The organism is Roseospira visakhapatnamensis (genome assembly GCF_014197915.1).
Taxonomy (GTDB): Bacteria; Pseudomonadota; Alphaproteobacteria; order Rhodospirillales; family Rhodospirillaceae; genus Rhodospira; species Rhodospira visakhapatnamensis.
In genome coordinates, this window is the sequence record NZ_JACIGK010000008.1 from 78,580 (window position 1) to 103,747 (window position 25,168).

Annotated in this window: 22 protein-coding genes and 1 tRNA gene; 15 read left to right on the forward strand and 8 right to left on the reverse strand. The window is 67.3% G+C overall.

Translation table 11 applies throughout. From position 1 onward, the window contains the following. Nucleotides 1-51: 51 nt before the first annotated feature. The 4 genes from GGD89_RS06835 to GGD89_RS06850 all read left to right on the forward strand — a co-directional run bounded on the left by GGD89_RS06835 (nt 52) and on the right by GGD89_RS06850 (nt 4,288). Nucleotides 52-612, forward strand: coding sequence for a TRAP transporter small permease (locus tag GGD89_RS06835; protein WP_184043444.1), 561 nt, complete (start codon nt 52-54; stop codon nt 610-612). Next, nucleotides 605-1,996 (forward strand): TRAP transporter large permease, encoded by a 1,392-nt coding sequence (locus GGD89_RS06840; RefSeq protein WP_184043446.1) that lies wholly within the window; start codon nt 605-607, stop codon nt 1,994-1,996. The genes GGD89_RS06835 and GGD89_RS06840 overlap by 8 nt, the downstream gene beginning before the upstream one ends. Nucleotides 1,997-2,095: 99 nt before the next feature. After that, nucleotides 2,096-2,857 carry a 3-oxoadipate enol-lactonase gene (gene pcaD / locus GGD89_RS06845; protein ID WP_221238353.1) on the forward strand — a complete coding sequence of 254 codons (762 nt, stop codon included), beginning with the start codon at nt 2,096-2,098 and terminating at the stop codon, nt 2,855-2,857. A gap of 222 nt (nt 2,858-3,079) precedes the next feature. After that, a complete protein-coding gene (locus GGD89_RS06850; RefSeq protein ID WP_184043451.1) occupies nt 3,080-4,288 on the forward strand; it encodes an HD domain-containing phosphohydrolase in 1,209 nt (402 codons plus the stop codon). Nucleotides 4,289-4,297: 9 nt separating this feature from the next. On the opposite strand, the gene GGD89_RS06855 is transcribed toward GGD89_RS06850, so the two are convergent. The 5 genes from GGD89_RS06855 to GGD89_RS06875 form a co-directional block, all read right to left on the reverse strand. Further along, nucleotides 4,298-4,945 carry a class I SAM-dependent methyltransferase gene (locus GGD89_RS06855; RefSeq protein ID WP_184043453.1) on the reverse strand — a complete coding sequence of 216 codons (648 nt, stop codon included), beginning with the start codon at nt 4,943-4,945 and terminating at the stop codon, nt 4,298-4,300. Nucleotides 4,946-4,996: 51 nt separating this feature from the next. Then, nucleotides 4,997-6,214 carry a BtaA family protein gene (locus GGD89_RS06860; RefSeq protein WP_184043455.1) on the reverse strand — a complete coding sequence of 406 codons (1,218 nt, stop codon included), beginning with the start codon at nt 6,212-6,214 and terminating at the stop codon, nt 4,997-4,999. Nucleotides 6,215-6,596: 382 nt separating this feature from the next. Further along, nucleotides 6,597-6,812, reverse strand: coding sequence for a 50S ribosomal protein L31 (rpmE, locus tag GGD89_RS06865; protein WP_184043457.1), 216 nt, complete (start codon nt 6,810-6,812; stop codon nt 6,597-6,599). A 184-nt stretch (nt 6,813-6,996) separates the two neighbouring features. Continuing rightward, entirely contained in the window at nt 6,997-7,356 is a 360-nt protein-coding gene (locus GGD89_RS06870) for a carboxymuconolactone decarboxylase family protein (RefSeq protein ID WP_184043459.1), read from the reverse strand. Between the two features lie 248 nt (nt 7,357-7,604). Further along, nucleotides 7,605-8,015: a c-type cytochrome gene (locus GGD89_RS06875; protein ID WP_184043461.1), complete on the reverse strand. Its 411-nt coding sequence runs from the start codon at nt 8,013-8,015 to the stop codon at nt 7,605-7,607. 727 nt (nt 8,016-8,742) lie between these two features. On the opposite strand from GGD89_RS06875, the gene GGD89_RS06880 reads away from it, so the two are divergent. The 5 genes from GGD89_RS06880 to GGD89_RS06900 all read left to right on the forward strand — a co-directional run bounded on the left by GGD89_RS06880 (nt 8,743) and on the right by GGD89_RS06900 (nt 14,067). Further along, the gene (locus GGD89_RS06880; RefSeq protein WP_184043463.1) at nt 8,743-9,303 is read left to right on the forward strand and encodes a F0F1 ATP synthase subunit delta; all 561 of its coding nucleotides are present in this window, start codon (nt 8,743-8,745) and stop codon (nt 9,301-9,303) included. Beyond that, on the forward strand, nt 9,303-10,835 hold the full coding sequence (gene atpA / locus GGD89_RS06885; RefSeq protein ID WP_184043569.1) for a F0F1 ATP synthase subunit alpha: 1,533 nt from the start codon (nt 9,303-9,305) through the stop codon (nt 10,833-10,835). Before GGD89_RS06880 ends, atpA begins: the two co-directional genes overlap by 1 nt. A 69-nt stretch (nt 10,836-10,904) precedes the next feature. Next, nucleotides 10,905-11,810, forward strand: a complete 906-nt coding sequence (locus GGD89_RS06890; protein WP_184043465.1) for a F0F1 ATP synthase subunit gamma — start codon at nt 10,905-10,907, stop codon at nt 11,808-11,810. Between the two features lie 105 nt (nt 11,811-11,915). After that, nucleotides 11,916-13,349, forward strand: coding sequence for a F0F1 ATP synthase subunit beta (gene atpD / locus GGD89_RS06895; protein WP_184043467.1), 1,434 nt, complete (start codon nt 11,916-11,918; stop codon nt 13,347-13,349). Between the two features lie 313 nt (nt 13,350-13,662). Continuing rightward, nucleotides 13,663-14,067: a F0F1 ATP synthase subunit epsilon gene (locus tag GGD89_RS06900; protein WP_184043469.1), complete on the forward strand. Its 405-nt coding sequence runs from the start codon at nt 13,663-13,665 to the stop codon at nt 14,065-14,067. Between the two features lie 568 nt (nt 14,068-14,635). Here GGD89_RS06900 and GGD89_RS06905 read toward each other — a convergent pair. The 3 genes from GGD89_RS06905 to GGD89_RS06915 form a co-directional block, all read right to left on the reverse strand. Next, nucleotides 14,636-14,711: transfer RNA gene (locus tag GGD89_RS06905), tRNA-Val, on the reverse strand. Between the two features lie 481 nt (nt 14,712-15,192). Further along, the gene (locus GGD89_RS06910) at nt 15,193-15,468 is read right to left on the reverse strand and encodes an HU family DNA-binding protein (protein ID WP_184043471.1); all 276 of its coding nucleotides are present in this window, start codon (nt 15,466-15,468) and stop codon (nt 15,193-15,195) included. Between the two features lie 487 nt (nt 15,469-15,955). Then, nucleotides 15,956-17,971: a protein meaA gene (locus GGD89_RS06915; RefSeq protein WP_184043473.1), complete on the reverse strand. Its 2,016-nt coding sequence runs from the start codon at nt 17,969-17,971 to the stop codon at nt 15,956-15,958. A 267-nt stretch (nt 17,972-18,238) separates the two neighbouring features. On the opposite strand from GGD89_RS06915, the gene ccrA reads away from it, so the two are divergent. The 6 genes from ccrA (at nt 18,239) to GGD89_RS06945 (ending at nt 25,164) form a co-directional block, all read left to right on the forward strand. Next, a complete protein-coding gene (ccrA, locus tag GGD89_RS06920; protein ID WP_184043475.1) occupies nt 18,239-19,522 on the forward strand; it encodes a crotonyl-CoA carboxylase/reductase in 1,284 nt (427 codons plus the stop codon). Nucleotides 19,523-19,645: 123 nt separating this feature from the next. Further along, nucleotides 19,646-21,343: an acyl-CoA dehydrogenase family protein gene (locus GGD89_RS06925; protein ID WP_184043477.1), complete on the forward strand. Its 1,698-nt coding sequence runs from the start codon at nt 19,646-19,648 to the stop codon at nt 21,341-21,343. Nucleotides 21,344-21,561: 218 nt separating this feature from the next. Then, nucleotides 21,562-21,777: a DUF3126 family protein gene (locus GGD89_RS20030; RefSeq protein WP_184043478.1), complete on the forward strand. Its 216-nt coding sequence runs from the start codon at nt 21,562-21,564 to the stop codon at nt 21,775-21,777. A 231-nt stretch (nt 21,778-22,008) separates the two neighbouring features. Beyond that, nucleotides 22,009-23,016: a glycine betaine ABC transporter substrate-binding protein gene (locus GGD89_RS06935; RefSeq protein ID WP_184043480.1), complete on the forward strand. Its 1,008-nt coding sequence runs from the start codon at nt 22,009-22,011 to the stop codon at nt 23,014-23,016. 173 nt (nt 23,017-23,189) lie between these two features. Then, on the forward strand, nt 23,190-24,083 hold the full coding sequence (locus GGD89_RS06940; RefSeq protein WP_184043482.1) for an ABC transporter permease: 894 nt from the start codon (nt 23,190-23,192) through the stop codon (nt 24,081-24,083). After that, a complete protein-coding gene (locus GGD89_RS06945) occupies nt 24,070-25,164 on the forward strand; it encodes a quaternary amine ABC transporter ATP-binding protein (protein WP_184043484.1) in 1,095 nt (364 codons plus the stop codon). The genes GGD89_RS06940 and GGD89_RS06945 overlap by 14 nt, the downstream gene beginning before the upstream one ends. Nucleotides 25,165-25,168: the final 4 nt, after the last annotated feature.

A 25,168-nucleotide genomic window follows, 5' to 3' on the forward strand; every position in this document is an offset into this window, starting at 1 on the left:
GACCCCATGCATCGGCCACCCGCCGGGACGATATCGGACGTCCCTGGACCCATGGGACCCGGAGGAGGGCGCCGCGTCATCCTGCGCGATCGCGTGGTGGTGCCGCTGGCCGGCGCCCTGGCGCTGTACGGCGGACTGATGCTGCTGATCATCGTCGCCATGACCATGATCAACACGGCCGGGTTCGGTCTCGATGCCCTGGCGCGGCACTGGGGGGGGGCGGTCTCCGGGTTGTCCGGCTATGAGGAGATCGTCGCCCTGCTGGTGGGCGGCGCGGCACTGTCGTTCCTGCCCTGGTGCCAGGTGCGGGGTGGGCATGTGGTGGTCGACCTGTTCACACAGCGCCTGCCGCGCCGGGTGACCGCCGCGATCGACCGGGTGGGGCAGGGACTGACGGCACTGCTGGCGCTGGGCCTCGGGACGCGGATGATCGAGGGCATGCTGGAAGCCCGCGCCGACGGCGTGGTGTCCAGCGTCCACTCCTGGCCCGAATGGCCCTTCTGGGTGCCGGGGATCGTCGCCACCCTGGCATGGAGCCTGACCGCCGCCGTGCTGACCGTGACCGGCGTCGATCCGTCGGAGCCCGGATCGACGGAGATGGAGCATGGGTGAGCGTGAGCTGGTCGGGTTGGCCGGTTTTGGCGTCCTGGTGCTGTTGATCGCCCTGAGGTTGCCGGTGGGCGTGGCCATGGTGCTGGTGGGGGTGGGCGGTTCCTGGACCTTGTCGCTGGTGGCGCCCTATCTGCGCTTCGGCCCCTATCTCAGTCAGTTCAAGACCCTGACCTGGAGTGTTGTCTCCAGTTATGAACTCTCGGTCGTGCCGCTGTTCATCCTCATGGGCTACCTGGCGGCCCATGCCCACCTGAGCCGCGACCTGTTCCAGGGCGTGAACGCCCTAGTGGGCCGCCTGCGCGGCGGCGTGGCCATGGCCGCCGTCATCGCCTGCGCGGGGTTCGGCGCCGTGTGCGGCTCGTCCCTGGCCACCGCCAGCACCATGGGCCGCATCGCCCTGCCGGAACTGCGCCGCCTGGGCTACGCCGACGGGCTGGCCACGGGCGCCCTGGCGGCCGGTGGCACGCTGGGCATTCTCATCCCACCGTCCGTGGCCCTGGTGGTCTATGCCATCGTCGTCGAGGCGTCGGTGGTGGCCATGTTCCAGGCCGCCATTCTGCCCGGCATGATCGCGGTCGCGATGTTCGTCGGGGTGATCGCGGCGCGGGTGGTGCTGCGGCCGTCCCTGGCGCCGCCGGCCCCCCCCCTGCCGGCGGCGGAGCGGCGCGCGGCCCTGCGGCGCCTGGTGCCGGTGGTGGTGCTGTTCGGCGGAATCATCCTGGGGCTGGGGGCCGGGCTGTTCACGCCCACGCCGGCGGCCGGCCTGGGGGTGCTCGGGGTGCTGGCCTACGGCCTGTGGTCGCGGTGGCGGCATGGTCCGGGCGAGGGCCTGGGGCGGCGGGAGGTCGCCGCCGCCGCGCGGGCCACGGCGGTGACCGCCGGCATGCTGTACCTCATCCTGGTGGGGGCCGAGGTGCTCAAGGGGTTCTTCGCCCGCAGCGGCTTACCCGTCGCCCTGGCCGAGTGGGTCGGCGCCGTCAGCCTGGATCCCTGGCTAGCGCTGGGGCTGGTGCTGGTGCTGCTGATCCTGCTGGGGTGCGTCATGGAGTCCCTGTCCATGATCCTGGTGGTGGTGCCGTTCGTGTTCCCCGTGCTGGTGGATCTCAACGGGGGCGAGTTGGCCAGCGCCACCAGTTCAGCCTTTGGCATGGGCGCCGAGGAGCTTAAGATCTGGTTCGGCGTGCTGGCGCTGATCGTGGTCGAACTGGGCCTGATCACGCCGCCGGTGGGCCTGAACGTGTTTATCATCCGCGCGGTCTGTCCCGGGGTGTCGATGGGCACCATCTTTCGGGGTGTGAGTCCGTTTTTCGGGATCGAGGTCGTGCGGGTTCTACTGATCCTGGCGGTGCCGGCGGTGGCGCTGTTGCTGCCGCGCCTGCTGTGATGGCGCGATCGCGGGATCGGATGGAGCGCCGGAACGTCTGACAGGGGGGCCTCGCCGATGTCTTTCGCCGTGCTGCCCGGGAGCGGGATGCATTACCGGGTGAGCGGAGCCCCCGGCCTGCCCTGGCTGGTGTTCGCCAACTCCCTGGCCACCGACATGCGCCTGTGGGAGCCTGTCCTCGGCCGCATGGGGGGGCGCGTGCGGGCACTGACCTACGACATGCGCGGACACGGCCTGTCCGATACGCCGCCCTGGGATGCCGCCGCCCCCTGGACCATCTCGACCCTCGCCGACGACCTGCTGGCCCTGGTTGACCACCTGCGGATCGATCGCTTCGTGCTCTGCGGCCTGTCCGTGGGGGGCCTGGTCGCCCAGGACTTGGCGATCCGGGTTCCCGAGCGGCTGCGCGGCGTGGTGCTGTGCAGCACCGCCAGCCGCATTGGCTCGCCCGAGGTCTGGGACGCCCGGCTGGAGGCGGTGCGCGCGGGCGGCATGGCGGCGGTGGTCGAGGCCACCATGGAGCGCTGGTTCTCGCCGACCTTCCGGGCCACCGAGGAGCGGGTGGCCCCCTGGCGCAACATGGTGGCGCGCACGCCGGTCGAGGGCTTCCTGGGCGTCGCCGCGGCCATCCGCGAGGCCGACTTGACCGAGGCCGTCGGAACCATCGAGGGACCCGCCCTGGTCGTCGGCGGCGGTCTGGACGGCGGCACGCCACCGGACACGGTGCGGGCGCTGGCCGGTCGGATTCCGGGCTCCCGGCTGGAGATGATCCCCGGGGTGGGGCACCTGCCCTGTGTCGAGGACCCGGACACCATGGCCGTTCTGCTGGTGGACTTCCTGCGCGAGATCGGCCACGTGTGACGCGGGCCGTCCGTGGTGTGCCCTTATTCGTCGGGACCGGGGACGGACGCCACCGCGCGGTTCCAGACCCCGAGGGGAGCGGTGTAAGTCTTGCCTTTACGTCTCTCAACCTATACGTTATGACCGGGCTTGCAAATGGATGAGACAGCTCGCCCGTTTGTTTTTCGATGACAGACCGCACCCCGCCGTGCGCGACGTTCGGGAGAGACACGGGATCGTCCCATGACCATTCAGACCTCGGTGGAATACGGTCGCCGACCGCCGTTTGCCAGGGGGACCGTCGTGTCCGCGGGGCTGTCTGGAGAGACGGCCGCGCGCGCGGATGATGCGGTCCGGTCGAAGCCCCCGATCACCATTATCGAGCCTGTCGACAGACATCGGGATCAACTCAGAAGCGCCCTGGGCGACCTCTACGACGTCACCAGTTTCCGGACGGGGCGGGAGGCCGTGCGCGCCCTGCCGCTGTTCGCGGTGCCCGCCGTGATGATCGTTGACGAGCGCACACCGCCCCGGGGCGGGGCGGCCGCCATTGAGGCGATCGGATCCGATCCCGTGTTGCGTCACGTGCCCCTGATCGGCATGGCGTCCCACGAGTCCTCGGTGTTCGTGCGGCTGCTGCGCGGGCGCGGGTGTCCGGTGCTGATCAAGCCCTTCACCAGGGCCAGACTGTACGAGACCTTGTCCGCCCTTCTGACCCGGGAGCTTGAGGCGCAATGGGATGCGCTTGACCCGGCCCCGCAAGGCGCGCTGAAAAAAACCGTGGCGATTTTCAACGAGATCCCCAACCTCATCCTTGAAGGGAAACCGATCCCCTACAGCGACGTGAGGGATAGCTGTGCGTCCCTGGTGGAGGCGGTCAACCATGGATCCTTCGACGTTCTTCTGAACAGTGTGAAAGGTCACGACAATTATACGTACGTTCACTCCATTCGGGTGGCAACGTTTCTTGCCTATTTTGGCCATGAACTGGGGCTGGTGGGTGACGACCTGTTGACCGTGGCGGCCGGTGGCCTGTTGCACGACATCGGCAAGGTGGCCATCCCGCGCGCGCTGCTGAACAAGCCCGGCCGTTTGAGCGAGGCGGAGTGGACGCGCATGCGGGGCCATGTCACCCGCACGGTCGAGATGCTGGACCGGATGGACGACGTGCCGCGCGGGGTCGTCACCATCGCCGGCCAGCATCACGAGAAGCTGGACGGCACCGGATATCCGCGCGGCCTGAAGGGCGGGGCGCTGAACGATCTGGCGCGGATGGCGGCCATCGTCGACGTGTTCGGGGCGCTCACCGACCGGCGGTCCTACAAGGACCCGATGTCGCCCGAGGCGGCGCTGGACCTCATGGAGGGCATGCGCGGCCACCTGGACCCGCACCTGGTGCGTCTGTTCCGGGAGACGCTGCGGGGTGCCGCGTCGATTCTGGCGCCGGTTTAGACCCCGGCGTCAGGCGGTGCGGGTCAGCCGGGCCATGACGGCATAGCCGCGATAGAGCGGCCGGATCGTCACCTTGGCCCGCCCATCGGCCCCCAGGGCGCGCAGGTAGGCCAGCAATTCCGGCCGGTAGTGCACGTGGAACAGGCCCAGCCACCCGTACAGCACGGCACGGAAGGCCCTGGGCAAGCCCGCCTGATCGCCGAAATCGACGATGTGGATGTGCCCGCCCGGGCGCAGCAGGGTGAGCGCGTGGTCGATGGACTCCCGCCACGGCGGGATCATGGACAGGCTGTAGGAGAACACCACGTGGTCCAGCGGCCGGTCGGTTCCGAACAGGGCGGCCGGATCGAAGTCCTGGGCCAGCCCCAGGGCCACGGGCACACGCTCCGTCAGGCCGGCGCGGGCCAGCTTGGACCGCGCCGTCTTCAACATCTCGGCGCTGGCGTCCAGCCCCAGGATCCGCGCCTCGGGGTACAGTCGGGCCATGCGCAGCAGGTTTCGCGCGGTGCCGCAGCCCACCTCGCACACCGTCGCGCCGGCCTCCGGACGCACCTCGTCGATCAACTGGTCCCGACCCAGAAGGTAGTACTTGCGGGTCAGGTCATAGATATGTCGTTGCTGCCGGTAGATCCGGTCCATCAGCGTGGTGGCGTCCATGGCGGGGCGCGGGTTCCTTGAAGACCGTGAGGGGGACCGTGATGAGGGGGGCTAGTCCCGCCGGATGTACAGGTGGAAGCCGCCGTAGATGGACGCCCGGTCCCGCTGGGTTAGCGCCCGGCAGTCCTCGGGGTCATGATCCCACGGGGTCAGCAGGTCCGACGCCAGGGCCGTGGGCAGCGGGCTTTCTGTGCCGGCGGTCCGGAAGATCACCCGGGCCCCGGGCTTGGCGGTGCGCACGATCTGGGTCCACAGCTCGTTCAACTGGCGTTCGTTCATCCAGTCCTGAGCATCGAGCAGGACATAGCCGTCCAGGCTGCGATCGGGCTGATCGGCGAGCCAGACCGTCATGGACGTATGGTGGATGTTCACCCGGTCGGACAGGCCGCGCAGGGGTTCGTAGTGCTCGCCGCGCAGGTAGCGCGGGACGGCCCGGCGGAAATGGCGGTCGTAGCCGCGCCCGAACGCCTGCCAGGCGAAGTAGTTCTCCTCGATGGGGAAGTCGCAGGCCAGGCGTTCCAGGCGCTCGCGCAGCAGCGAGGGCACGTCGCCATTGGCGGACAGGGCCAGGGCCTCGTACTGGGCGGGCGGGATCCCCAGGCCGTACAGGCTGACCGGCAGGTTGCACAGGGTGCGGACGAGCTTCTTATCGAACAGATGGCCGACCGTGGCGTGGAACAGGGCGCGCTGTTCCTCGGGGGTGCGCACCGCCAGCAGAACGCGCGGGTTGGTGCCGTGCACCCGGGCCAGGACGTGCAGCGAACCGATGAACCGTCCCAACAGCCCGAAGCGGTAGATGTTCTTGGTGAAGTAGTTGATGCGCCGCCCGTGCGCCGGCGTCCATGTGGTCCAGTAGCGGCGGGTCGGCTCGTCCAGGTGGGGCAGAAGGTACTTCGAGAACGCCCGGGTGTTGGCTCGCTCGTCGGCGTGCCCGAAAAAACGGAAGTAGGTCTCGTAGTCGGGCAGGTGTTGAAGCGCCGTCAGCTTGAGGCGGCTGAGCGCCACATGCGCCGGGTTCAGGTCCACGGCGTCGATGCGGGCTGGAGACTCCGTCAGGTAGTTCAGAATATTGCAGCCGCCGGAACAAATGGTGACGATGCGCTTGTCGCCGTTGAGTTGCAGGGCCTCGATGTCGATCTCCGGATCTTCCCAGATCTGCGGATAAACAAAGCCACGGAACATCAGCGTGAACAGGCGTTCCAATGCCCCCTTTTTTGTAGTGGCCTTATTGTTGTGGACGGCCGCGTTCAGCAGGGCGTTCTTCTTCATCGGGTCGTCGATCCAGGCTGCTCTAGGGGGCGCGCGAACACGCGGGGAGACGTGGGGTCGGACCACGACGCGGTCGTCCCACGGAAGCGAGACCGGGCTTGGCAACAGGCCCGCGCCAAGGAGGGGTTCGGAACCCTAGGGGGAGGCATCCTACCGCCTCTCGGGAGGCGGCGGAACCGGTTTCCCCGAACGGGCCGATCCCCTGATCACCCCGGCGACACAGGTCACCACCGTCGTTACAGGCCGGTCCGGCGCCGAACCGACTCGCCATGGCCGAAAAACGGCAACGGGGCCAACCGCTCGTCCAAACAACGAACGGCCGACCCCGATGCGATGGGACGGTGCCCTGGGTCGCGCCTGGGTGCCTTGCGCGGAGGCCGCCCTACTTGAGGCCGAACCCGGCGAAGCGCTTGTTGAACTTGGCCACCTGTCCGCCGCTGTCCACCAGGCGCTGCACGCCGGTCCAGGCCGGATGGCTTTTGGGGTCGATGTCAAGCTTGATGCTGTCGCCGGCCATGGTGGACCGCGTCTTGAACTCGGATCCGTCGGTCATGGTGACCGTGATCTCGTGGTACTCTGGATGAATGCCGTCTTTCATGAAGCCGCTCCCGCGCAAAGAGGCGCCCTTTTAGCCAAGCAGCCCCGGCGGGGCAAGGGCATGGGACCCGCGCCGGCCCGGGCCGGCGCGATGACGACGGTTGATAGCCGACAGACGCCGCCGCCGCAAGAGGCGCGGCGGCGTTTCGGCATCAAGGGGAGGAGGGGGCGGTCGAGACCGATGGTCAGGCCGCGTTGGCGGTCACGGCCGCGAACTGGTCATAGGCGCGCAGGGCCTCGACGCCATACACCGTTGACGGGCCGCCGCCCATCAACTGGGCGACACCGATGGTCTCGACCACCTCGCCACGGGTCGCGCCGGCATCGACGACCAGCTTGACGTGATGGGCGATGCAGCCGTCGCAGCGCACGGTGATGGCGATGGCCAGGGCGATCAGTTCCTTGACCTTGACGCTCAGCTCTTGATCCTGGCCGGCGGTGGCCGCCATCAGGGCCTTGAAGGCGCTCATCGTTTCCGGTTCGGCCTTGGCGAGGTCCGCCATGCCGGCCGCCAGATCCCGTCCGATCTGCACGAAATCGGTCATTGATGCACTCCTGTTGGAAAGGCCCGGCGGGCGCCGACACGGGTATCGCCGACGCCCCGCCCGGCCAGGGACGGCGGCACCCTACGGCGCGGGCGTCGGCGCGGGAAGTGCCGGTTTCGCGGGTCCGACCCGCGCGGATCGGCCAGGGCGGCGGGCGTCCGGGGCATTCCGCCGACACGAAAAAACCGCCGCGCCCTGCCTGGGCGCGGCGGTTTTCCATGCGACGGATAACCGGAGTCGGTCCCGGATCAGTCCTGCAGCGTCTTCAGGTACGCGGCCACGTCGGGCGCGAACTTCGGCGGCAGGCTGACGACCATGGCGCTCTCATGTCCACCGGCGTACTTCTGGCGGAAGGCTTCCGGATCGGCCACGTACTCGGTCAGGGTCTCTTCGTTCCACTCCTCGATGCCGTTCTCGGCGAACAGCGGCGCGGCCTGATAGCGATCAAACCCTTCCACGGTGGCCGGAGCCTGGCCGTAGATGCCCCACAGGTTCGGGCCCACCATGTGCTTGCCGCCCTTGTCGAACGTGTGGCACGCCTTGCAGACGCGATTGGCCCACTTCTCGCCGTTGGCGACGTCGCCCTCGGCCAGCGCGACGGTCGTGCTCGCACCCAAGGTCAGAGCCACGCCCGTGGCCATCATGAGGGTCCTCAGCATGGATAGTCTCCTCTCACGTTCTTCTACGAAACCAATGGATCGGTTCGGCATGGGGTTTCTACGGTAGGCCGGACCGGGGTGATGCCGGTTGAGTTCGAACAGAACGGCTTCCGGCAGCATATCCAGGCGTCCGCAAGACCTTGGGCCGAGCCAGAACGAAACCTTATACTGGATCCCTTGAGCGGGCTCAATACAAGGCATTGACCGTTCGTAAACGTGGACCGGTCGCGGAACGAGCGGCCCACGTCTCATCCATGCCCTCAACCATGACCCCAGTTTATGGCCGGTTTGTGGACAGTGGGGTGTTCGGCGTCCGCTCAAGCCGCCGGGGGGCGTGATCCGGCGGAGGCTCTCCACGCCGCGCGGCCGGTCGGGGTGCGGGGGCGCTTCTTTAATAAGGCGTCGTCCTGACGGAGCCTCCCTTGGGTGGTCGGACCAAGGGACAGGGCCTTCCTCACCACGGCCACGTCACGATAACGATGCGATCCGGCGCCCCGGGGGCGCCGGACGGACGTCCCGGCGGGACCGGGTCGTCCGTCCGGTCCGCTGATCGCCGCACCCCGCGCCACGCCCGACCGCCACTTGCAATCCGCGAAAGGAGTGTGCTAATGAACCGTCGTCTTCGGGGAGAGTCCTCTCCGGGGCCTCGAATTTTGTTGAAAATCAACACCCTGCCCAAATCCATGCGCGGGACAGGGGTTTCACTCACAAGCGGGACACGGCGACTGTGGCATCGGAATCGACGCGGGTATCCGGGCTGGCTGTTCGTTATGCGACGGCGCTCTTCGATCTGGCCGAGGAGAACAAAGTCATCGACCGGGTGGCCGATGATATGGACGCGCTCCGCGCCATGCTGGACGACAGCGAGGACTTGCGTCGGTTCATCGCCAGTCCGGTGGTGAGCCGAGGCGATCATCTGGCCGGCATTCTGGCCCTGGCCGACAAGGCGGACCTGTGTGACGAGACCCGGAAGTTCCTGGGGCTGGTTGCCGGGAAGCGGCGCCTGTTCGCGCTGCCGGGCATGATCAGGGCGTTTCAGCGCCAACTCGCCAAGCGGCGCGGCGAGACCTCGGCCGAGGTGATCGCCGCCCGGCCGCTGAGCGATCGTCAGATGGTGGATCTGGCCGCGCGCCTGAAGCAGGTGGTGGGCAATGACGTGACCATCAATGCCTCGGTGGATCCGGACCTGCTGGGCGGCATGGTGATCCGCGTCGGCTCGCGCATGGTTGACACGTCCCTGCGCTCGAAACTGCAACGCTTGAGTCTCTCCATGAAAGGGGTTGGATGATGGAAATCCGCGCCGCGGAAATCTCCGCAATCCTGAAGGAACAGATCGCCAATTTCGGCGCCGAGGCGGATACGGCGGAAATTGGTCAGGTCCTCTCGGTCGGCGACGGAATTGCCCGCATCCATGGACTGGATAATGTCCAGGCCGGCGAGATGGTCGAGTTCCCCGGCGGCATCAAGGGCATGGCGCTCAACCTTGAGGACGACAATGTCGGCGCCGTGGTGTTCGGCGAGGACACCAGCATCAAGGAAGGCGACATCGTCAAGCGCACCGAGTCCATCGTGGACGTGCCCGTGGGCATGGGCCTGCTGGGGCGCGTGGTGGACGGCCTGGGCAACCCCATCGACGGCCTGGGTCCGGTGACCGACGTTGAGCGCGCGCGCGCCGACGTCAAGGCGCCGGGCATCGTGCCGCGCAAGTCGGTGCACGAGCCAGTGCAGACCGGCATCAAGGCGATCGATGCCCTGATCCCCATCGGCCGGGGCCAGCGCGAACTGATCATCGGCGACCGCCAGACCGGCAAGACCGCCATCATCCTGGACACCATTCTCAATCAGAAGAATGTGAACGATAAGGCCAAGGATGAAAGCGAGAAGCTGTACTGCATTTACGTGGCGGTGGGGCAGAAGCGCTCGACCGTGGCCCAGGTGGTGAAGATCCTGGCCGACCATGGGGCGCTGGACTACACCATCGTGGTCGCCGCCACCGCGTCCGAGCCGGCGCCGCTGCAGTACCTGGCGCCCTACGCCGGCTGCACCATGGGCGAGTGGTTCCGCGATAACGGCAAGCACGCCGTGATCTTCTACGACGATCTGTCCAAGCAGGCCGTGGCCTACCGGCAGATGTCGCTGCTGCTGCGTCGCCCGCCCGGCCGCGAAGCCTACCCCGGCGACGTGTTCTACCTGCACTCGCGCCTGCTGGAACGCGCCGCGAAGCTGAACGAGGATCATGGGTCGGGCTCGCTGACCGCCCTGCCGGTGATCGAGACGCAGGCCAACGATCTGTCGGCCTACATCCCCACCAACGTGATCTCCATCACCGACGGCCAGATCTTCCTGGAGACCGATCTGTTCTTCAAGGGTGTCCGCCCGGCGGTGAACGTGGGCGTCTCGGTGTCGCGCGTGGGTTCGTCGGCGCAGGTCAAGGCCATGAAGAAGGTGGCCGGCTCGATCAAGCTGGAACTGGCCCAGTATCGCGAGATGGCCGCCTTCGCCCAGTTCGCGTCCGACCTGGACGTGGCCACCCAACGGCTGCTGAACCGTGGCGCGCGTCTGACCGAACTGCTGAAGCAGAACCAGTACTCGCCGTTCCCGGTCGAGGAGCAGGTGGTGTCCATCTATGCCGGCACCAAGGGCTATCTGGACGCGGTCAAGACGGCGGACGTGACGCGCTTCGAAACCGAGATGCTGCGCGAAATGCGGGCGTCGGCGCCGGGCATCCTGGACGCGATCCGGGCCGAGAAGGCGTTGTCCCAGGATACCGAGGACAAGCTCGCGGCGTTCCTGGATGGCTTCGCCAAGACCTTCGCCTGAGGGACGGGGCCTCGCGCCCCAACCCCATGTGAGTGATCGCGTCCCCCTGGAGGAAAGGCCCCCCAGTCCATGGCGAGCCTGAAGGACCTACGCAACCGGATCTCGTCGGTCAAATCGACCCGCAAGATCACCTCGGCCATGAAGATGGTGGCCGCCTCGCGCCTGCGGAAGGCGCAGGAGGCCGCAGAGAACAGCCGGCCGTTCGCCGAGCGCATGGACCGCATGTTGGGCACCCTGGCCGGCAGCGTCGTGGGCACGCCCGGCGCGCCCCGGTTGCTGGCCGGCACCGGCGATGATCGCCGTCACCTGATCGTGGTGGTCAGCTCCAACCGGGGCCTGTGCGGCGGCCTCAACAGTGCCACGGCCCGCAACACCCGGGCGTTGATCCGCGAGTTGCAGGCGGACGGTAAGGAGGTCGCGCTTCTCTGCGTGGGCCGCAAGGGCCGCGACGCGCTGAAGCGCGATCACGCGTCGTTGATCAGCGACACGCTGGAGGACTTCGGTCGCCATGTCATCACCTACGCCGAGGCCGAGGTGGTGGCCCAGCGGGTGCTGGACATGTTCGAGGCCGGCGACTTCGACGTCTGCACCCTGGTCTACAACCGCTTCCGGTCGGCCATCAGCCAGATCGTCACGCGACAGCAGTTGATTCCGTTCCCGGTGCCCGAAACCGCCAACGAGAACCAGCCGCTGGACGCCACGGGGGACGCGGCGCAGCGCGCGCTGTACGAGTTCGAGCCGTCGGAAGAGGGCATCCTCGACGACTTGCTGCCGCTGAACGTCAAGACCCAGGTGTTCCGTGCCATGACGGAAAACTACGCGTCCGAACAAGGGGCGCGGATGACCGCCATGGACAATGCATCGCGCAATGCCTCCGACATGATCGACGACCTGACGTTGCAGTACAACCGCACCCGTCAGGCGATGATCACCAAGGAGCTGATCGAGATCATTTCCGGCGCCGAGGCGCTGTAGGGCGGGCCGCCGCTCGCGCGGCCCCCACGACGAGACCCAGGATCAGGCGCGTCCGCCGGACCGCACGCGCCACAACACAGGATCGCAAGCAGGAGCACGCGTCACATGGCGACCGCGCAGAACAATTCCGTCGGCTCGATCACCCAGGTGATGGGTGCCGTGGTTGACGTCCGCTTCGAGGGCGAGCTTCCGTCCATTCTGTCCTCGCTGGAGGCGGACAACCAGGGTAAGCGGCTGGTGCTGGAAGTGGCGCAGCACCTGGGCGAGTCCACCGTCCGCACCATCGCCATGGATTCCACCGAGGGATTGGTGCGGGGCCAGTCGGTGAACGCCACCGGCGAGCCGATCCGCGTGCCCGTCGGGCCGCAGACCCTGGGTCGCATCATGAACGTGATCGGCGAGCCCATCGACGAGCGCGGCCCGGTCGAGACGAGCATGAAGCTGCCCATCCACCGTCAGGCCCCGGAGTTCGTGGAGCAGTCCACCGACACCGAGATCCTGGAGACCGGCATCAAGGTCATCGACCTGCTGGCGCCCTACACCAAGGGCGGCAAGGTCGGCCTGTTCGGTGGCGCCGGCGTGGGCAAGACCGTGTTGATCATGGAGCTGATCAACAACATCGCCAAGGGCCACGGCGGCTACTCCGTGTTCGCTGGCGTCGGCGAGCGGACCCGCGAGGGCAACGACCTTTATCACGAGATGATCGATTCGGGCGTGATCGATCTGAAGGGCAATAACTCCAAGGCCGCCCTGGTCTACGGTCAGATGAACGAGCCGCCGGGCGCCCGCGCCCGCGTGGGCCTGTCCGGACTGACGCTGGCCGAGTACTTCCGCGACGAGGAAGGCCAGGACGTTCTGTTCTTCGTCGACAACATCTTCCGCTTCACGCAGGCGGGTTCCGAGGTGTCGGCGTTGCTGGGCCGTATCCCTTCGGCGGTGGGTTATCAGCCGACCCTGGCCACCGACATGGGCAACCTGCAGGAGCGCATCACGTCGACCAAGAAGGGCTCGATCACCTCGGTGCAGGCCATTTACGTGCCCGCCGACGACCTGACCGACCCGGCTCCGGCGACCTCCTTCGCCCACCTGGACGCCACCACGGTTCTGAACCGCGCGATTTCGGAACTGGGCATCTACCCGGCCGTGGATCCGCTGGACTCCACCGCTCGTGCCCTGGACCCGAACGTGGTGGGTCACGAGCACTATACGGTGGCGCGTGAAGTTCAGCGCGTTCTGCAGTCCTACAAGTCGCTTCAGGACATCATCGCCATCCTGGGCATGGACGAACTGTCCGAGGAAGACAAGCTGGTGGTGGCGCGCGCCCGCAAGATTCAGCGGTTCCTGTCGCAGCCGTTCCATGTGGCCGAGGTGTTCACGGGGTCTCCGGGCAAGTACGTGACGCTGGAAGACACCATCAAGGGCTTCAAGGGTCTGGTCGAGGGTGAGTACGATCACATGCCCGAGCAGGCGTTCTACATGGTCGGCACCATGGACGAGGCCATCGAGAAGGCCAAGAAGATGGCCGCCGAAGCGGCGTGATGGATGTGGCCGCGCCCCTCTGTCCCGGCAGGCCGGGGGCAGGGGCGCGACCGCCGCGCGGCGCCGATGTCGTCGGGCCGGCCGGCCCTCGGACCGGGTGCGTTCGAGGGGCGGGACGGGGCGAGGGATGCGTCGGCCTGTCGTGCAGCGACGTCGTCAAGGCGGTCTTGCCTGACGGCATGGGGCGGGTCGCAACGTTCTGAAGTCGGTGCACGGATCCAGATAAAGGAAAGCCAGACAAGAGAAAGAATGCAAACTGCATCTATTGTCTGGATCGGTGGACTACGGGCCTTGGTCAGGGGATGTCGAGGGCATGACGGAAACGACGGAATTCGAACTGGTCTCGCCCGCGCGATTGCTGATGTCGGAGCCGGTGGAGATGGTGGTGGTGCCGGGCGTCGAGGGTGATTTCGGCGTGTTGCCCCGGCACGCGCCGATGCTGTCCACGGTGCGCCCGGGGGTGATCGACGTCTACAAGGGCGGTCAGGTGGAGCAGCGGCTGTTCATCGCCGGCGGCTTCGCGGAAGTCACCGAGGAGCGCTGCACCATCCTGGCGGAGGAAGCCTTTCCGCTGACGGAGGTGTCCGCCGATGACGCGCGGGCACGGCTGGACGCGGCTCGCGAGGATCTGGAAGAGGCCGAGACCGACATGGCCAAGGGACGCGCCGCGCAGGCCGTCGTCGTGGCCGAGGCGTTGTCGCGGGCCGTAGGCGGCTGACCTCGGGTTCGAACGGCTGGCGGTGACGCTTTTTGCCAAGTGTCGAGATCAATGGCACACAGGATACCCACCCGGCGCCGCGAGGCGTCGGGTTTTTTTGTGGTGACGGGAACCGCTATCCGAACAGAGAGGTCCCGTGCCCTGGAGGTGGTGTCGGCGCTGTGAGTATGCGGGCCGCCACCGCGACCGCCTGGTGGAGTCAGGCGGCCGAGGGGCGGGGGAGATCCTTGACCTACCCTGGGATCGGGCGATGTGGGACTCTTCGGTGTTGGATTTCCGGAACCTGGAGAAGAACGAAAATCGAAAACGGCGCGGGGTCTGCCCTGTGGACCGCCGCGCCATCGCGGCTCGGCACAAAGCCCATCAAGTCGCCGAGACCGATCGCGTGATCGAGGCAACGGCGCGCCCGTCGGGTCGATCAGAAACGCGTTTGCCAGGGCCGCCCCGGCCGCTGGCCTCGTTGATGACGGCGGCTCCAACCCGCCAGCCCCCGTTTGCGCCCACGGCGTCGGCGCAAACCCGACGCTCAGCACCAGACGAAGACGTCTGTAAACGTTTGATTTTTAAGTGGTGGGCGATGACGGGCTCGAACCGCCGACCCTCTCGGTGTAAACGAGATGCTCTACCAACTGAGCTAATCGCCCGTGTCGCGTGATCCTTGATGCGTCGGCAGGCCGCACCCTCCGGGGACTGCGGCCCGACGTTACCATGGAGAGCGGATCACGGAGGCGGGTCCGATCACCGGCGCGGCCACGGTCTTGATCCTGCTTCCCCCTGTCCGGTACCTACGCTGACACGCGTGAGACCCTGTGCGTCCGTCGGTCCGTGCGGGCATGTACCCCCCCAGTGGACCCCGTTGCAAAAACAAGGGTAACGCCACGGGTCGGCCCAACCGCTTCAGGAGGTATCTTGCCGCGCTCCTGGACCTGTCGTGGACCCTCTCCCTCGCCCCCCGTCATCCAGGGCCCGCGAGCCTTGATCGGGGCTGGCATCCGTCCTGGCGTGGGTGGCTCCCGTGAGGACCAGAGACAACTGCGGCCCGCCGAATGAGGCGCTCCTCTTTCCACGCGGGCCGTCCAAACCTTGGTCGCCGGGACGCCCACCCACACGGGCTGGGCATCGTCATCAGCCGTTCAGGGCGTCCTTCAATCCCTTGCCGGGCTTGAACTTGGGCTGGCGGGAGGCGGGAATGGTGATCTTCTCGCCCGTGCGGGGATTGCGGCCCTCACTTTCGGCGCGATCTGTCACAGCGAAGGTTCCGAAGCCGACGAGACGGATTTCGTCGCCCTGTTTGAGGGCGTCGGTGATGGAGTCAAAGACACTGTCCACGGCCTTGGTGGCGTCGGCCTTCGAGAGCCCGGCGCTGTCGGCGACAGCGGCGACGAGATCGTTTTTGTTCACGGCAGGAACCCCCTGTGTTGGGTAAAATTAAGGCGACCTGTTTTGAAGACAGCCATCCAGAACAAAGTGGCCGAAAGTCTAAAACGACGCTTTCCCGCGCGTCAATGTGGGAAACACGGTGTCGTGATGGCCTGTCCGCATTCTGTCCATCACGTCCTTGGGCGACCATCGCCCGAATGATGACCCATCCCCCTTGTCCATGGCAAGCATGCGGGTCATGACCGATCCCCCTCGGGCGCGGTGGTCCGGCCCGGGACGGCGGACGCCCGGGACGGGGAACCCCGGCAGGGAGCGGTTCCAGAGAATGGCGCGACACGACCCGCTCTCCCCTGCCGGATCGCCGCGCGGAGCGTCACGGCGGGGGGGGGAAGGCCCGCTCGCCCTTGGTGATTGCACCGCCCCGGCGGCTCCGCGCGGGCCGGTCAGGACCCGAAGCACCCCGTCGTCCCCGTGGGCCGGTGACGGGGGCGGCGGTTCGGCCCGGACATCACGCCGCGCGCTGTTGATCCGGATCGATGATCGAGACGATGTCGTCCATGATCACCGTCAGATCGTAGTCCTTGGGCGTGTAGACCCGCACCACGCCGGAGGCGAGCAGGGTCCGTTCATCCTCGATCGGGATGATGCCGCCGACCACCACGGGCACGTCGCTCAGTCCGGCGGCCCGCATGCGGTCCATGACGTCGGTCACCAGCGAGATGTGGGAACCCGACAGGATCGACAGGCCGACCACGTGGACGCCTTCTTCCAGGGCGGCGTTGACGATCTGCGCCGGGGTCAGGCGGATTCCCTCGTAGACCACCTCCATGCCAGCGTCTCGGGCGCGTACGGCGATCTGCTCGGCCCCGTTGGAATGCCCGTCCAGGCCCGGCTTGCCCACCAGGATCTTGATGCGCCGGCCCAGGCGGTCCGAGACCGACGTCACGCGGTCCCGCACGGCGGCCATCTTCTCGCCGGCGTTGGCCGTGCCGACGGACCGGGCCACCCCGGTCGGCGCCCTGTACTCGCCGAAGATATCGCGCAGCGTCTGGCCCCATTCGCCGGTCGTGACACCCGCGTGGGCGCAGGCGATGGACGGCTCCATGACGTTGCGGCCGTCGCGCGCGGCGGCCGCCAGATCGGCCAGCGCGGCCGCCGCCTTGGCGCTATCCCGGCCGGCGCGCCAGGCGTTCAGCGACTCGAGCTGCGCCTGTTCGGCGGCGGGATCGACGGTCATGATGGCGCCGTCGCCGCTGGACAGCGGGCTTGGCGCGGCTTCGGTGAACTTGTTGACGCCGACAACGGTCATGTCCCCGGCCTCGATGGCCGCCAGGCGCTGGGTGTTGGATTCCACCAGCTTCTGCTTCATGTAGCTGGATTCCACCGCCGCCACCGCGCCGCCCATGGTCTCGATGCGGGTCAGTTCCTCGCGGGCCTCCGTCTTGAGGGCCTCGACGCGCTTGGTGACCTCCACCGAGCCATCGAAGATGTCGCCGAACTCCAGGAGGTCGGTCTCGTAGGCCACGATCTGCTGGAGACGCAGGGACCACTGCTGGTCCCAGGGGCGAGGCAGGCCCAGCGCCTCGTTCCAGGCCGGCAACTGGACGGCGCGGGCGCGGGCGTTCTTGGACAGCACCACCGCCAGCATTTCCAGCAGGATGCGGTAGACGTTGTTCTCCGGCTGCTGCTCGGTCAGGCCCAGGCTGTTGACCTGCACGCCATAGCGGAACCGGCGATATTTCTCGTTCTCCACGCCATAGCGGGCGCGGCAGATCTCGTCCCACAGTTCGGAGAACGCGCGCACCTTGCACAGCTCCGTGAGGAACCGGATGCCGGCGTTCAGGAAGAAGCTGATGCGGCCCACCACGACCGGGAAGTCCTCGGGCGGAACCTGACCGGAGTCGCGCACCGTATCCAGCACCGCCTGCGCCGTGGCCAGGGCGAAGGCCAGTTCCTGTTCCGGAGTCGCCCCCGCCTCCTGCAGGTGGTAGGAGCAGATGTTGATGGGGTTCCACTTGGGAACCTCGCGGTAGGTGAAGGCCACCACGTCGTTGATCAGGCGCATCGAGGGGTCGGGCGGGAAGATATAGGTGCCGCGCGACAGGTACTCCTTGATCAGGTCGTTCTGCACGGTGCCCTGCAGCGTGGCGCGCGACGCCCCCTGACGCTCGGCCGTGGCGATGTACAGCGACAGCAGCCAGGGCGCCGGCGCGTTGATGGTCATCGACGTGTTCATCTTCTCCAGCGGGATCTGATCGAACAGCGTCATCATGTCCCCCAGGTGGCAGATGGGCACGCCCACCTTGCCGACCTCGCCCCGGGACAACACATGATCGGAGTCATATCCCGTCTGTGTCGGAAGGTCGAAGGCCACCGACAGGCCGGTCTGACCGCGCTTCAGGTTGGTGCGGTACAGCGCGTTGGAGGCCTTGGCGGAGGAGTGACCCGAATAGGTGCGGAACAGCCAGGGCTTGTCTCGCTGCGGCGCGGCATTCGCGGCGCCGGGCTTGGGTGTGGCACTCATCGGATCCTCCCTTCATGGGCGTATGACCCGCCCAAATTCCCATCTTTGGTGAGACAGCAAGAGAATTAATGTTTCTTGCCATTGGTATCAGGCGAAATTAACTATCACTTTGTGCATTGCGATGGAAGCGCGAAGTGGGTATAGCCTGACGCTATCGCAGGCGCACAACGAGCGCCGGTCCCTCCATCAGGGACCGCCCCCCTGGATCGCCCCACCACCGGGCGCGGCCACCAGGGCAAGGGCCATGGAACAGGGAGTATCCAGAGGATGAGCAACGCCGCCGCCGAAGTCGTCGAACTGCGTCCGGGTCAGGAGAAGAAGGACCTGTACGAGCTTGGGGAAATTCCGCCGCTGGGGCATGTGCCCAAGCAGATGTACGCTTGGTCCATCCGCCGCGAGCGCCACGGGCCGCCGGAAAGCGCCATGCAGGTCGAGGTCGTGGACATCCCGAAGCTGGAATCCCACGAGGTTCTGGTGATGGTCATGGCCGCCGGCGTCAATTACAACGGCATCTGGGCCTCGCTGGGCGAGCCGGTGTCGGTGTTCGACGTCCACAGCCAGGACTTCCACATCGCCGGATCGGATGCATCGGGCATCGTCTGGGCCGTGGGCTCGCAGGTGAAGCGCTGGAAGGTGGGCGACGAGGTCGTCATTCACTGCAACCAGGATGACGGCGACGACGAGGAGTGCAACGGCGGCGATCCGATGTTCTCCTCGACCCAGCGCATCTGGGGCTACGAGACGCCGGACGGCTCCTTCGCACAGTTCACCAATGTCCAGGCCCAGCAGCTCATGGCGCGGCCCAAGCATCTGACCTGGGAAGAAAGCGCCTGCTACACGCTGACCCTCGCCACCGCCTACCGCATGCTGTTCGGCCATCGGCCGCATGTGCTGCGGCCCGGCCACAACGTGCTGATCTGGGGCGCGTCCGGCGGCCTGGGCGCCATGGCCGTGCAGCTCTGCGCGGTGTCCGGCGCCAACGCCATCGGCGTGATCTCCGACGAAAGCAAGCGCGACTTCGTCATGTCCCTGGGGGCCAAGGGCGTCCTCAACCGCAAGGACTTCAACTGCTGGGGCCGACTTCCGGACGTGAACGGGCCGGAGTTCAAGGCGTACATGAAGGAGTCCTACAAGTTCGGACGCGCCATCTGGGAGTTCACCGGCAAGGGCAACGACGTGGACTTCGTGTTCGAACACCCGGGCGAGGCCACGTTCCCGGTGTCCTGCCTGGTGGTCAAGCGCGGCGGCATGGTCGTGTTCTGCGCCGGCACCACCGGCTTCAACATCACCTTCGACGCGCGATTCGTGTGGATGCGCCAGAAGCGGATCCAGGGCAGCCACTTCGCCAACCTGCTCCAGGCCTCCGAAGCCAACCAGCTGGTGATCGAGCGCCGCCTGGATCCCTGCATGTCGGAGGTGTTCTCGTGGGATCAGATCCCACAGGCGCACACCAAGATGATGAACAACGAGCACAAGCCGGGCAACATGGCGGTGATGGTCCAGGCGGTGAAGCCCGGCCGGCGCACCGTCGAGGAGTGCCTGGACGGCTGAGGACCCGGGATCTTGCGGACCGGCCACGCGCCTCGGCGTGAGCGGCCGATCCGCGCCCATTCCAGGACTTCGCCTTGTGGCCCGGGCCGACACGGCCCGGGATCGACGTTTCAGGGGACTATCATGGCCGCGACCTTGATTATTCAGGATCTTCTTCATACGTGTGAGCGATCCTACGAGACCTCCAAACAGGTGCTGGGCGCCATCCGCGATCACCTGGCGAAGCAGGTCAGCGACGAGAACGGCAAGCTCGACGCGGCGGTGATGGAGCGTGAACAGCACGCGACCCACGGCTTCGCCTGGTTCGCCACCTATGTCACCGCCATGGGCGAGATGCTGGCCTGGGCGCGCCGGCTGGAGGCCCAGGGCACGCTGGGCGAGTTGGAACAGCTCATGCTGCAGGCGGCGTACTCCGAGTATCTGCATCAGATCTTCGGCGGCATGCCGATGAGCCAGGGCGAGTTCGTGCGCCTGGCCGACTTCGGGATCGAGGTGCGCGAACGCCAGGCGCTCCAGACCCCCTACACGACCCTGCTGCGCGAGCACGGCTTCACCGCCCCCTGTAAAGCGCGAATCGCCGAACTGATCGCCGACGGCAACTTCGGCGCCATGGGCCTGGAGGACGAGACGCTCGATCTCGTGCGCGACCAGTTCCGCCGCTTCGTCGATGAGCAGGTGCAACCGCATGCCCACGGCTGGCACGAGAAGGATGACCTGATCCCCATGGAGGTCATCGACCAGATGGCCGAAATGGGCGTGTTCGGCCTGACGGTGCCCGAGGAATACGGTGGCCACGGCATGGGCAAGACGGCCATGTGTGTGGTGACCGAGGAGCTGTCGCGCGGCTACATCGGCGTCGGGTCGCTCGGCACGCGCTCGGAGATCGCCGCGGAATTGATTCGCCTCGGCGGCACCGAGGCACAGAAACAGCACTATCTGCCGAAGATCTCGTCGGGCGAGATCCTGCCCACCGCCGTGTTCACCGAACCCAACACCGGCTCGGACCTGGGCTCGGTGCGCACCCGCGCGGTGCCGGAGGGCGACGACTGGGTGGTCACCGGCAACAAGACCTGGATCACCCACGCGGCGCGCACCGATTTGATGACGCTGATGGCGCGCACCAACCCGGACCAGCCCGGGTACAAGGGCCTGTCCATGTTCCTCGCGCCCAAGCCGCGCGGCACCGATGACGCCCCGTTCCCCGCCGAGGGCATGGACGGCGGCGAGATCGAGGTGCTGGGCTATCGCGGCATGAAGGAATACGAACTGTCGTTCGACGGCTTCCGCATGCCCAAGGACGCGTTGCTGGGCGGCGTCGAGGGCCAGGGCTTCAAGCAGCTCATGGAAACCTTCGAATCGGCGCGCATCCAGACCGCCGCCCGCGCCGTGGGCGTCGCCCAATGCGCCCTGGAAGAGGGGCTGAAGTACGCTCAGGAGCGCGTCCAGTTCGGCAAGCCCCTCTACGCCTTCCCGCGCGTGCACGGCAAGCTCGCCTGGATGGCCGTGGAGACGATGGTCGCCCGCCAGATCACCTACATGTCGGCCCGCGAGAAGGACAGCGACATGCGCTGCGATATCGAGGCCGGCATGGCCAAGCTGCTGGCCGCGCGGGTGGCCTGGTCGAACGCCGACAACGCCTTGCAGATCCACGGCGGCAACGGGTACGCCCTGGAGTACCCCATCAGCCGCATCCTGTGCGATGCCCGCATTCTCAACATCTTCGAGGGCGCGGCCGAGATCCAGGCACAGGTGGTCGCGCGCGGTCTGCTGAGCGGGCGGGGCGCCATCCAGGGCAGCCGCGCCCCCGCCAAGGCCGGCTAGCGGCGCACCCGATACGAGGGGACCGGACACGGCGTGGCCGAAGACAGGAGCCCTGGAGACGGGGGGCGCGTCCGCGCGTTCCCCTGTCATTTCGGCTGGCGCACGGCTCCGGCTTGGGCATTGACCCGACAGCGCATCCGTGTTGCAAACGCCGTCCGGTCTGCCCTGCGGGGCGGGCCGGGTTTCCCCTTCCACACCACCAGAAACGGGAGCACGGCGTGACCCGGGCAGAATTCACCAAGGTCGAAACCTACCTGCGCCGGACCTTCGGCAATGACAGCATCACCGTGAAGGTACCTCGAAAGCCCAACGATCCGATCGAGGTGTGGTGCAATGGTGAGTTCATCGGCGTCCTGTACCGTGACGAGGAGGACGGTGAGGTCTCCTACGCCTTCCACATGACCATCCTGGACTTCGACCTGCCGGCCGACTGACGGCGAGGGGGGGGGAAGGGGAGGCGCCGGTGCGTCAGGCGCGGAAAGCCCTGGCACCAGCCGACCTGGGCCGCTACCCTGACGGACCACCGGGGGGGTGCCATCCGCCCTGGAGACCGTGCCCGGCACGGCGTGGCTGTCAGCCACGGCGGCGGCGTCTTGTCGAGGATTCCCGCGCGGATCCCTGGGCTGCTCCTCCCGACACGACTCACCGGAACAGGGACGTCCATCATGAAAACGCTGATCGCCGGCACCGTACCTACGGTGGCTGCGGCGCTGACCGCCGTATCCATGTCCTCGGCGGCCCTGGCGGCCGAGACCTGCGGCCGCGTAACCATCGCCGAGATGTCATGGACCTCGGCCGCCATGCTGGCGCATATGGAGGCCGTCGTCCTGCGCGAGGGGTACGGCTGCGACGTCGACCTGGTGCCCGGCGACACGGTGCCCACCATCACCTCCATGACCGAGAAGGGCGAACCCGACCTGGCGCCCGAGATCTGGCCCAACGCGGCCAAGGAGATCCTGGCCCAGGCCGAGGCCGACGGGCGCCTGGTGATCGCCACCAAGACCCTGTCGGATGGCGGCCAGGAAGGCTGGTTCGTGCCCGCCTACATGGTGGAGGAGCATCCCGAACTGGCGACCATCGAGGGCATCAAGGCCAACGCCGACCTGTTCCCCGATCCCGAGGAGCCGGGCAAGGGCCGGTTCTATACCTGTCCCTCGGGCTGGCAGTGCCAGATCGTCAACGAGAACCTGTTCAAGGCCCATGGCCTGGACGAGGCCGGGTTCACCCTGTTCGATCCGGGCTCCGGACCCGGCCTGGCGGGTGCCATCGCCAAGGCCAACGAACGCGAGGAGCCGATCTTCGCCTACTACTTCTCGCCCACTCCCGTGCTGGGCAAGTACGACATGGTCATGGTGGGCGGCATGACGCACGACCCGAACACCTGGGACTGCGTCACCAGCGCCGACTGCGACGATCCCCAGCCCAACATGTACCCGGCCTCGGATGTGCTGACGGTGGCCACCACCCGCTTCGCCACGGCGGCGCCGGCGGCCTTCACCTTTGTGTCCAGCGTGTCCATTCCCAGTGCGGTGATCAACGCGGTGCTGGCTTGGCAGGAGGACACGCAGGCCACCGCCGAGGGCGCGGCCCTGCACTTCCTGAAGACCCGCGAGGATCTGTGGACCGACTGGGTGACCCCCGAGGCGGCCGACAAGGTCAGGGCGGCCTTGTAAGGCGGCGCCGTTCGGCGGATGGTATCCCTGCGCGGCGATGCGCCCGGGTGAAGGGCACCCGAGGCGTCTCGCCGTCGCACACCGTGCGGTCCGCGGCCGGACGCCGGGGAGCGGCGTGCTGACCGGTGAGCGCGCCACCCGACAGGGTTACAGTGATCGGGAGCACCCCGCCCATGGTGGATACCCCCTGGATGGTCGAGTTTCCGGCCATGAACCCGGACGCGTTGCGCGCGGTCAACCGGGTGATCGACGACGCCTACCGGGCCTTCACCCGATCCTACGGCGCGGCGATCGAGGATGCCTTTACCCCCCTGCTGCACATCATGGTGTGGTTCGAACAGCTGTTGCTAGGCGCGCCCTGGTGGCTGGTGATCGCGGTCGTCGCCGCGCTGGCCTGGGGCGCCAGCCGGGGCTGGCGGCTGGTGGCGCTGGTGGTGGCCTCGTTCCTGGCGATCGGCACCCTGGGCATGTGGGAAGACACCATGCGCACCATGGCCATGATCTCGGTGTGCACGCTGATCGCCGTGGTCGTGGGCATCCCCATGGGGATCCTGCTGTCCCGCTCCGACCGGCTGAAGGCCGCCGTGGTGCCGGTGCTGGACGTGATGCAGACCATGCCCAGCTTCGTCTACCTGATCCCGGTGGTCATGCTGCTGGGCCTGGGCAAGGTGCCGGGGCTGCTGGCGGTGGTGGTCTACGCCATTCCGCCGGTGATCCGCCTGACCGACCTGGGGATCCGCCTGGTGGACAAGGAGGTGCTGGAGGCCACCGACGCCTTCGGCGCCAGCCCCTGGCAGCGCCTGTGGGGGGTGCAGATTCCGCTGGCCATGCCCAACATCATGGCCGGCGTCAACCAGACCATCATGATGGCCCTGGCCATGGTCGTGGTGGCCTCCATGATCGGCGTCAAGGGCCTGGGCCAGCCGGTGCTGCGGGCGGTGACCAACCAGTACTTCGCCATGGGCCTGCTGAACGGCCTGGCGGTGGTGCTGCTGGCCATCCTGTTCGACCGCGTGACCCAGGCCTATGGCCGCCGCCTGCAAAGGTTCCGCCATGACCAACCGTGAGGACCAGACCGCAGCACCTGACGTCAAGATCGCGGTGCGGGGCCTGACCAAGGTGTTCGGTCCCGACCCGGCGGGCATGATCCCGCTGGTCCGTGAGGGGATGACCAAGGCGGACCTGATGGCCCGGCATGGCCACGTGCTGGGCCTGGGGCCGGTCACCATGGATGTCCGGGCCGGCCATGTGCACGTGGTCATGGGTCTGTCGGGGTGCGGCAAGTCCACTCTGATCCGCCATATCAACCGCCTGATCGAACCCACGGCCGGCCACGTTCTGGTGGACGGCACCGACATCACCGCCCTGTCGGCGCGCGACCTGCGCGCGTTCCGCCGTCTGCGCGCCAGTATGGTGTTCCAGCGGTTCGCCCTCCATCCCCATCGGACGGTGCTGGGCAACGTCGCCTACGGCCTGCGCGTCCAGGGACTGCCGCGCGCCGAGGCCGAGGCGCGCGCCGGCGCCTGGGTGGCGCGCGTTGGCCTGGCGGGCTTCGAGAGCCGCTTCCCCGCACAATTGTCCGGGGGCATGCAGCAGCGGGTGGGCCTGGCCCGGGCGCTCGCCACGGACGCCGACATCCTGTTGATGGACGAGGCGTTTTCGGCCCTCGATCCACTCATCCGCACGGACATGCAGGACGTGCTGCTGCGCCTTCAGGCGGACCTGAAAAAGACCATCCTGTTCATCACCCATGACCTGGATGAAGCGCTGCGCCTGGGCGACCGCATCACCATCCTGCGCGACGGCCGGATGATCCAGGAGGGCACCACGCCCGAGATTGTTCTAACGCCCGCAGATCGTTACGTGTCGGACTTCGTGCGTGACATTAACCGCGCCCGGGTGCTGCGGGTGAAGGCCGTCATGGACGGCGTGGTCAATAGCGCGCGCGGACCGGGGCTGCCCCTGTCGAGCACCCTGGAGGAAGCCTTGACCTTCTTCCATGACGACCCCTCGGGCCGACGCCCGGTGGTCAACGGGGATGGCCGACAGCCGATCGGCTCGGTCGGCCTGCCGGAGATCCTGCGGGCCATTGAACGGCCGCCAATGGAGCGGTGTACAGACGAGGCGGCGACCACGGCGCAGTCGTGACAAA

Excerpts from the sequence above, each read along its gene's own strand:
- GGD89_RS06835 (WP_184043444.1), top strand. The coding sequence starts at position 52 with ATGGGACCCGGAGGAGGGCGCCGCGTCATCCTGCGCGATCGCGTGGTG.
- GGD89_RS06840 (WP_184043446.1), top strand. The coding sequence starts at position 605 with ATGGGTGAGCGTGAGCTGGTCGGGTTGGCCGGTTTTGGCGTCCTGGTG.
- GGD89_RS06850 (WP_184043451.1), top strand. The coding sequence starts at position 3,080 with ATGACCATTCAGACCTCGGTGGAATACGGTCGCCGACCGCCGTTTGCC.
- GGD89_RS06855 (WP_184043453.1), bottom strand. The coding sequence starts at position 4,945 with ATGGACGCCACCACGCTGATGGACCGGATCTACCGGCAGCAACGACAT.
- GGD89_RS06860 (WP_184043455.1), bottom strand. The coding sequence starts at position 6,214 with ATGAAGAAGAACGCCCTGCTGAACGCGGCCGTCCACAACAATAAGGCC.
- rpmE (WP_184043457.1), bottom strand. The coding sequence starts at position 6,812 with ATGAAAGACGGCATTCATCCAGAGTACCACGAGATCACGGTCACCATG.
- GGD89_RS06870 (WP_184043459.1), bottom strand. The coding sequence starts at position 7,356 with ATGACCGATTTCGTGCAGATCGGACGGGATCTGGCGGCCGGCATGGCG.
- GGD89_RS06875 (WP_184043461.1), bottom strand. The coding sequence starts at position 8,015 with ATGCTGAGGACCCTCATGATGGCCACGGGCGTGGCTCTGACCTTGGGT.
- atpA (WP_184043569.1), top strand. The coding sequence starts at position 9,303 with ATGGAAATCCGCGCCGCGGAAATCTCCGCAATCCTGAAGGAACAGATC.
- GGD89_RS06890 (WP_184043465.1), top strand. The coding sequence starts at position 10,905 with ATGGCGAGCCTGAAGGACCTACGCAACCGGATCTCGTCGGTCAAATCG.
- atpD (WP_184043467.1), top strand. The coding sequence starts at position 11,916 with ATGGCGACCGCGCAGAACAATTCCGTCGGCTCGATCACCCAGGTGATG.
- GGD89_RS06900 (WP_184043469.1), top strand. The coding sequence starts at position 13,663 with ATGACGGAAACGACGGAATTCGAACTGGTCTCGCCCGCGCGATTGCTG.
- GGD89_RS06915 (WP_184043473.1), bottom strand. The coding sequence starts at position 17,971 with ATGAGTGCCACACCCAAGCCCGGCGCCGCGAATGCCGCGCCGCAGCGA.
- ccrA (WP_184043475.1), top strand. The coding sequence starts at position 18,239 with ATGAGCAACGCCGCCGCCGAAGTCGTCGAACTGCGTCCGGGTCAGGAG.
- GGD89_RS06925 (WP_184043477.1), top strand. The coding sequence starts at position 19,646 with ATGGCCGCGACCTTGATTATTCAGGATCTTCTTCATACGTGTGAGCGA.
- GGD89_RS06935 (WP_184043480.1), top strand. The coding sequence starts at position 22,009 with ATGAAAACGCTGATCGCCGGCACCGTACCTACGGTGGCTGCGGCGCTG.
- GGD89_RS06940 (WP_184043482.1), top strand. The coding sequence starts at position 23,190 with ATGGTGGATACCCCCTGGATGGTCGAGTTTCCGGCCATGAACCCGGAC.
- GGD89_RS06945 (WP_184043484.1), top strand. The coding sequence starts at position 24,070 with ATGACCAACCGTGAGGACCAGACCGCAGCACCTGACGTCAAGATCGCG.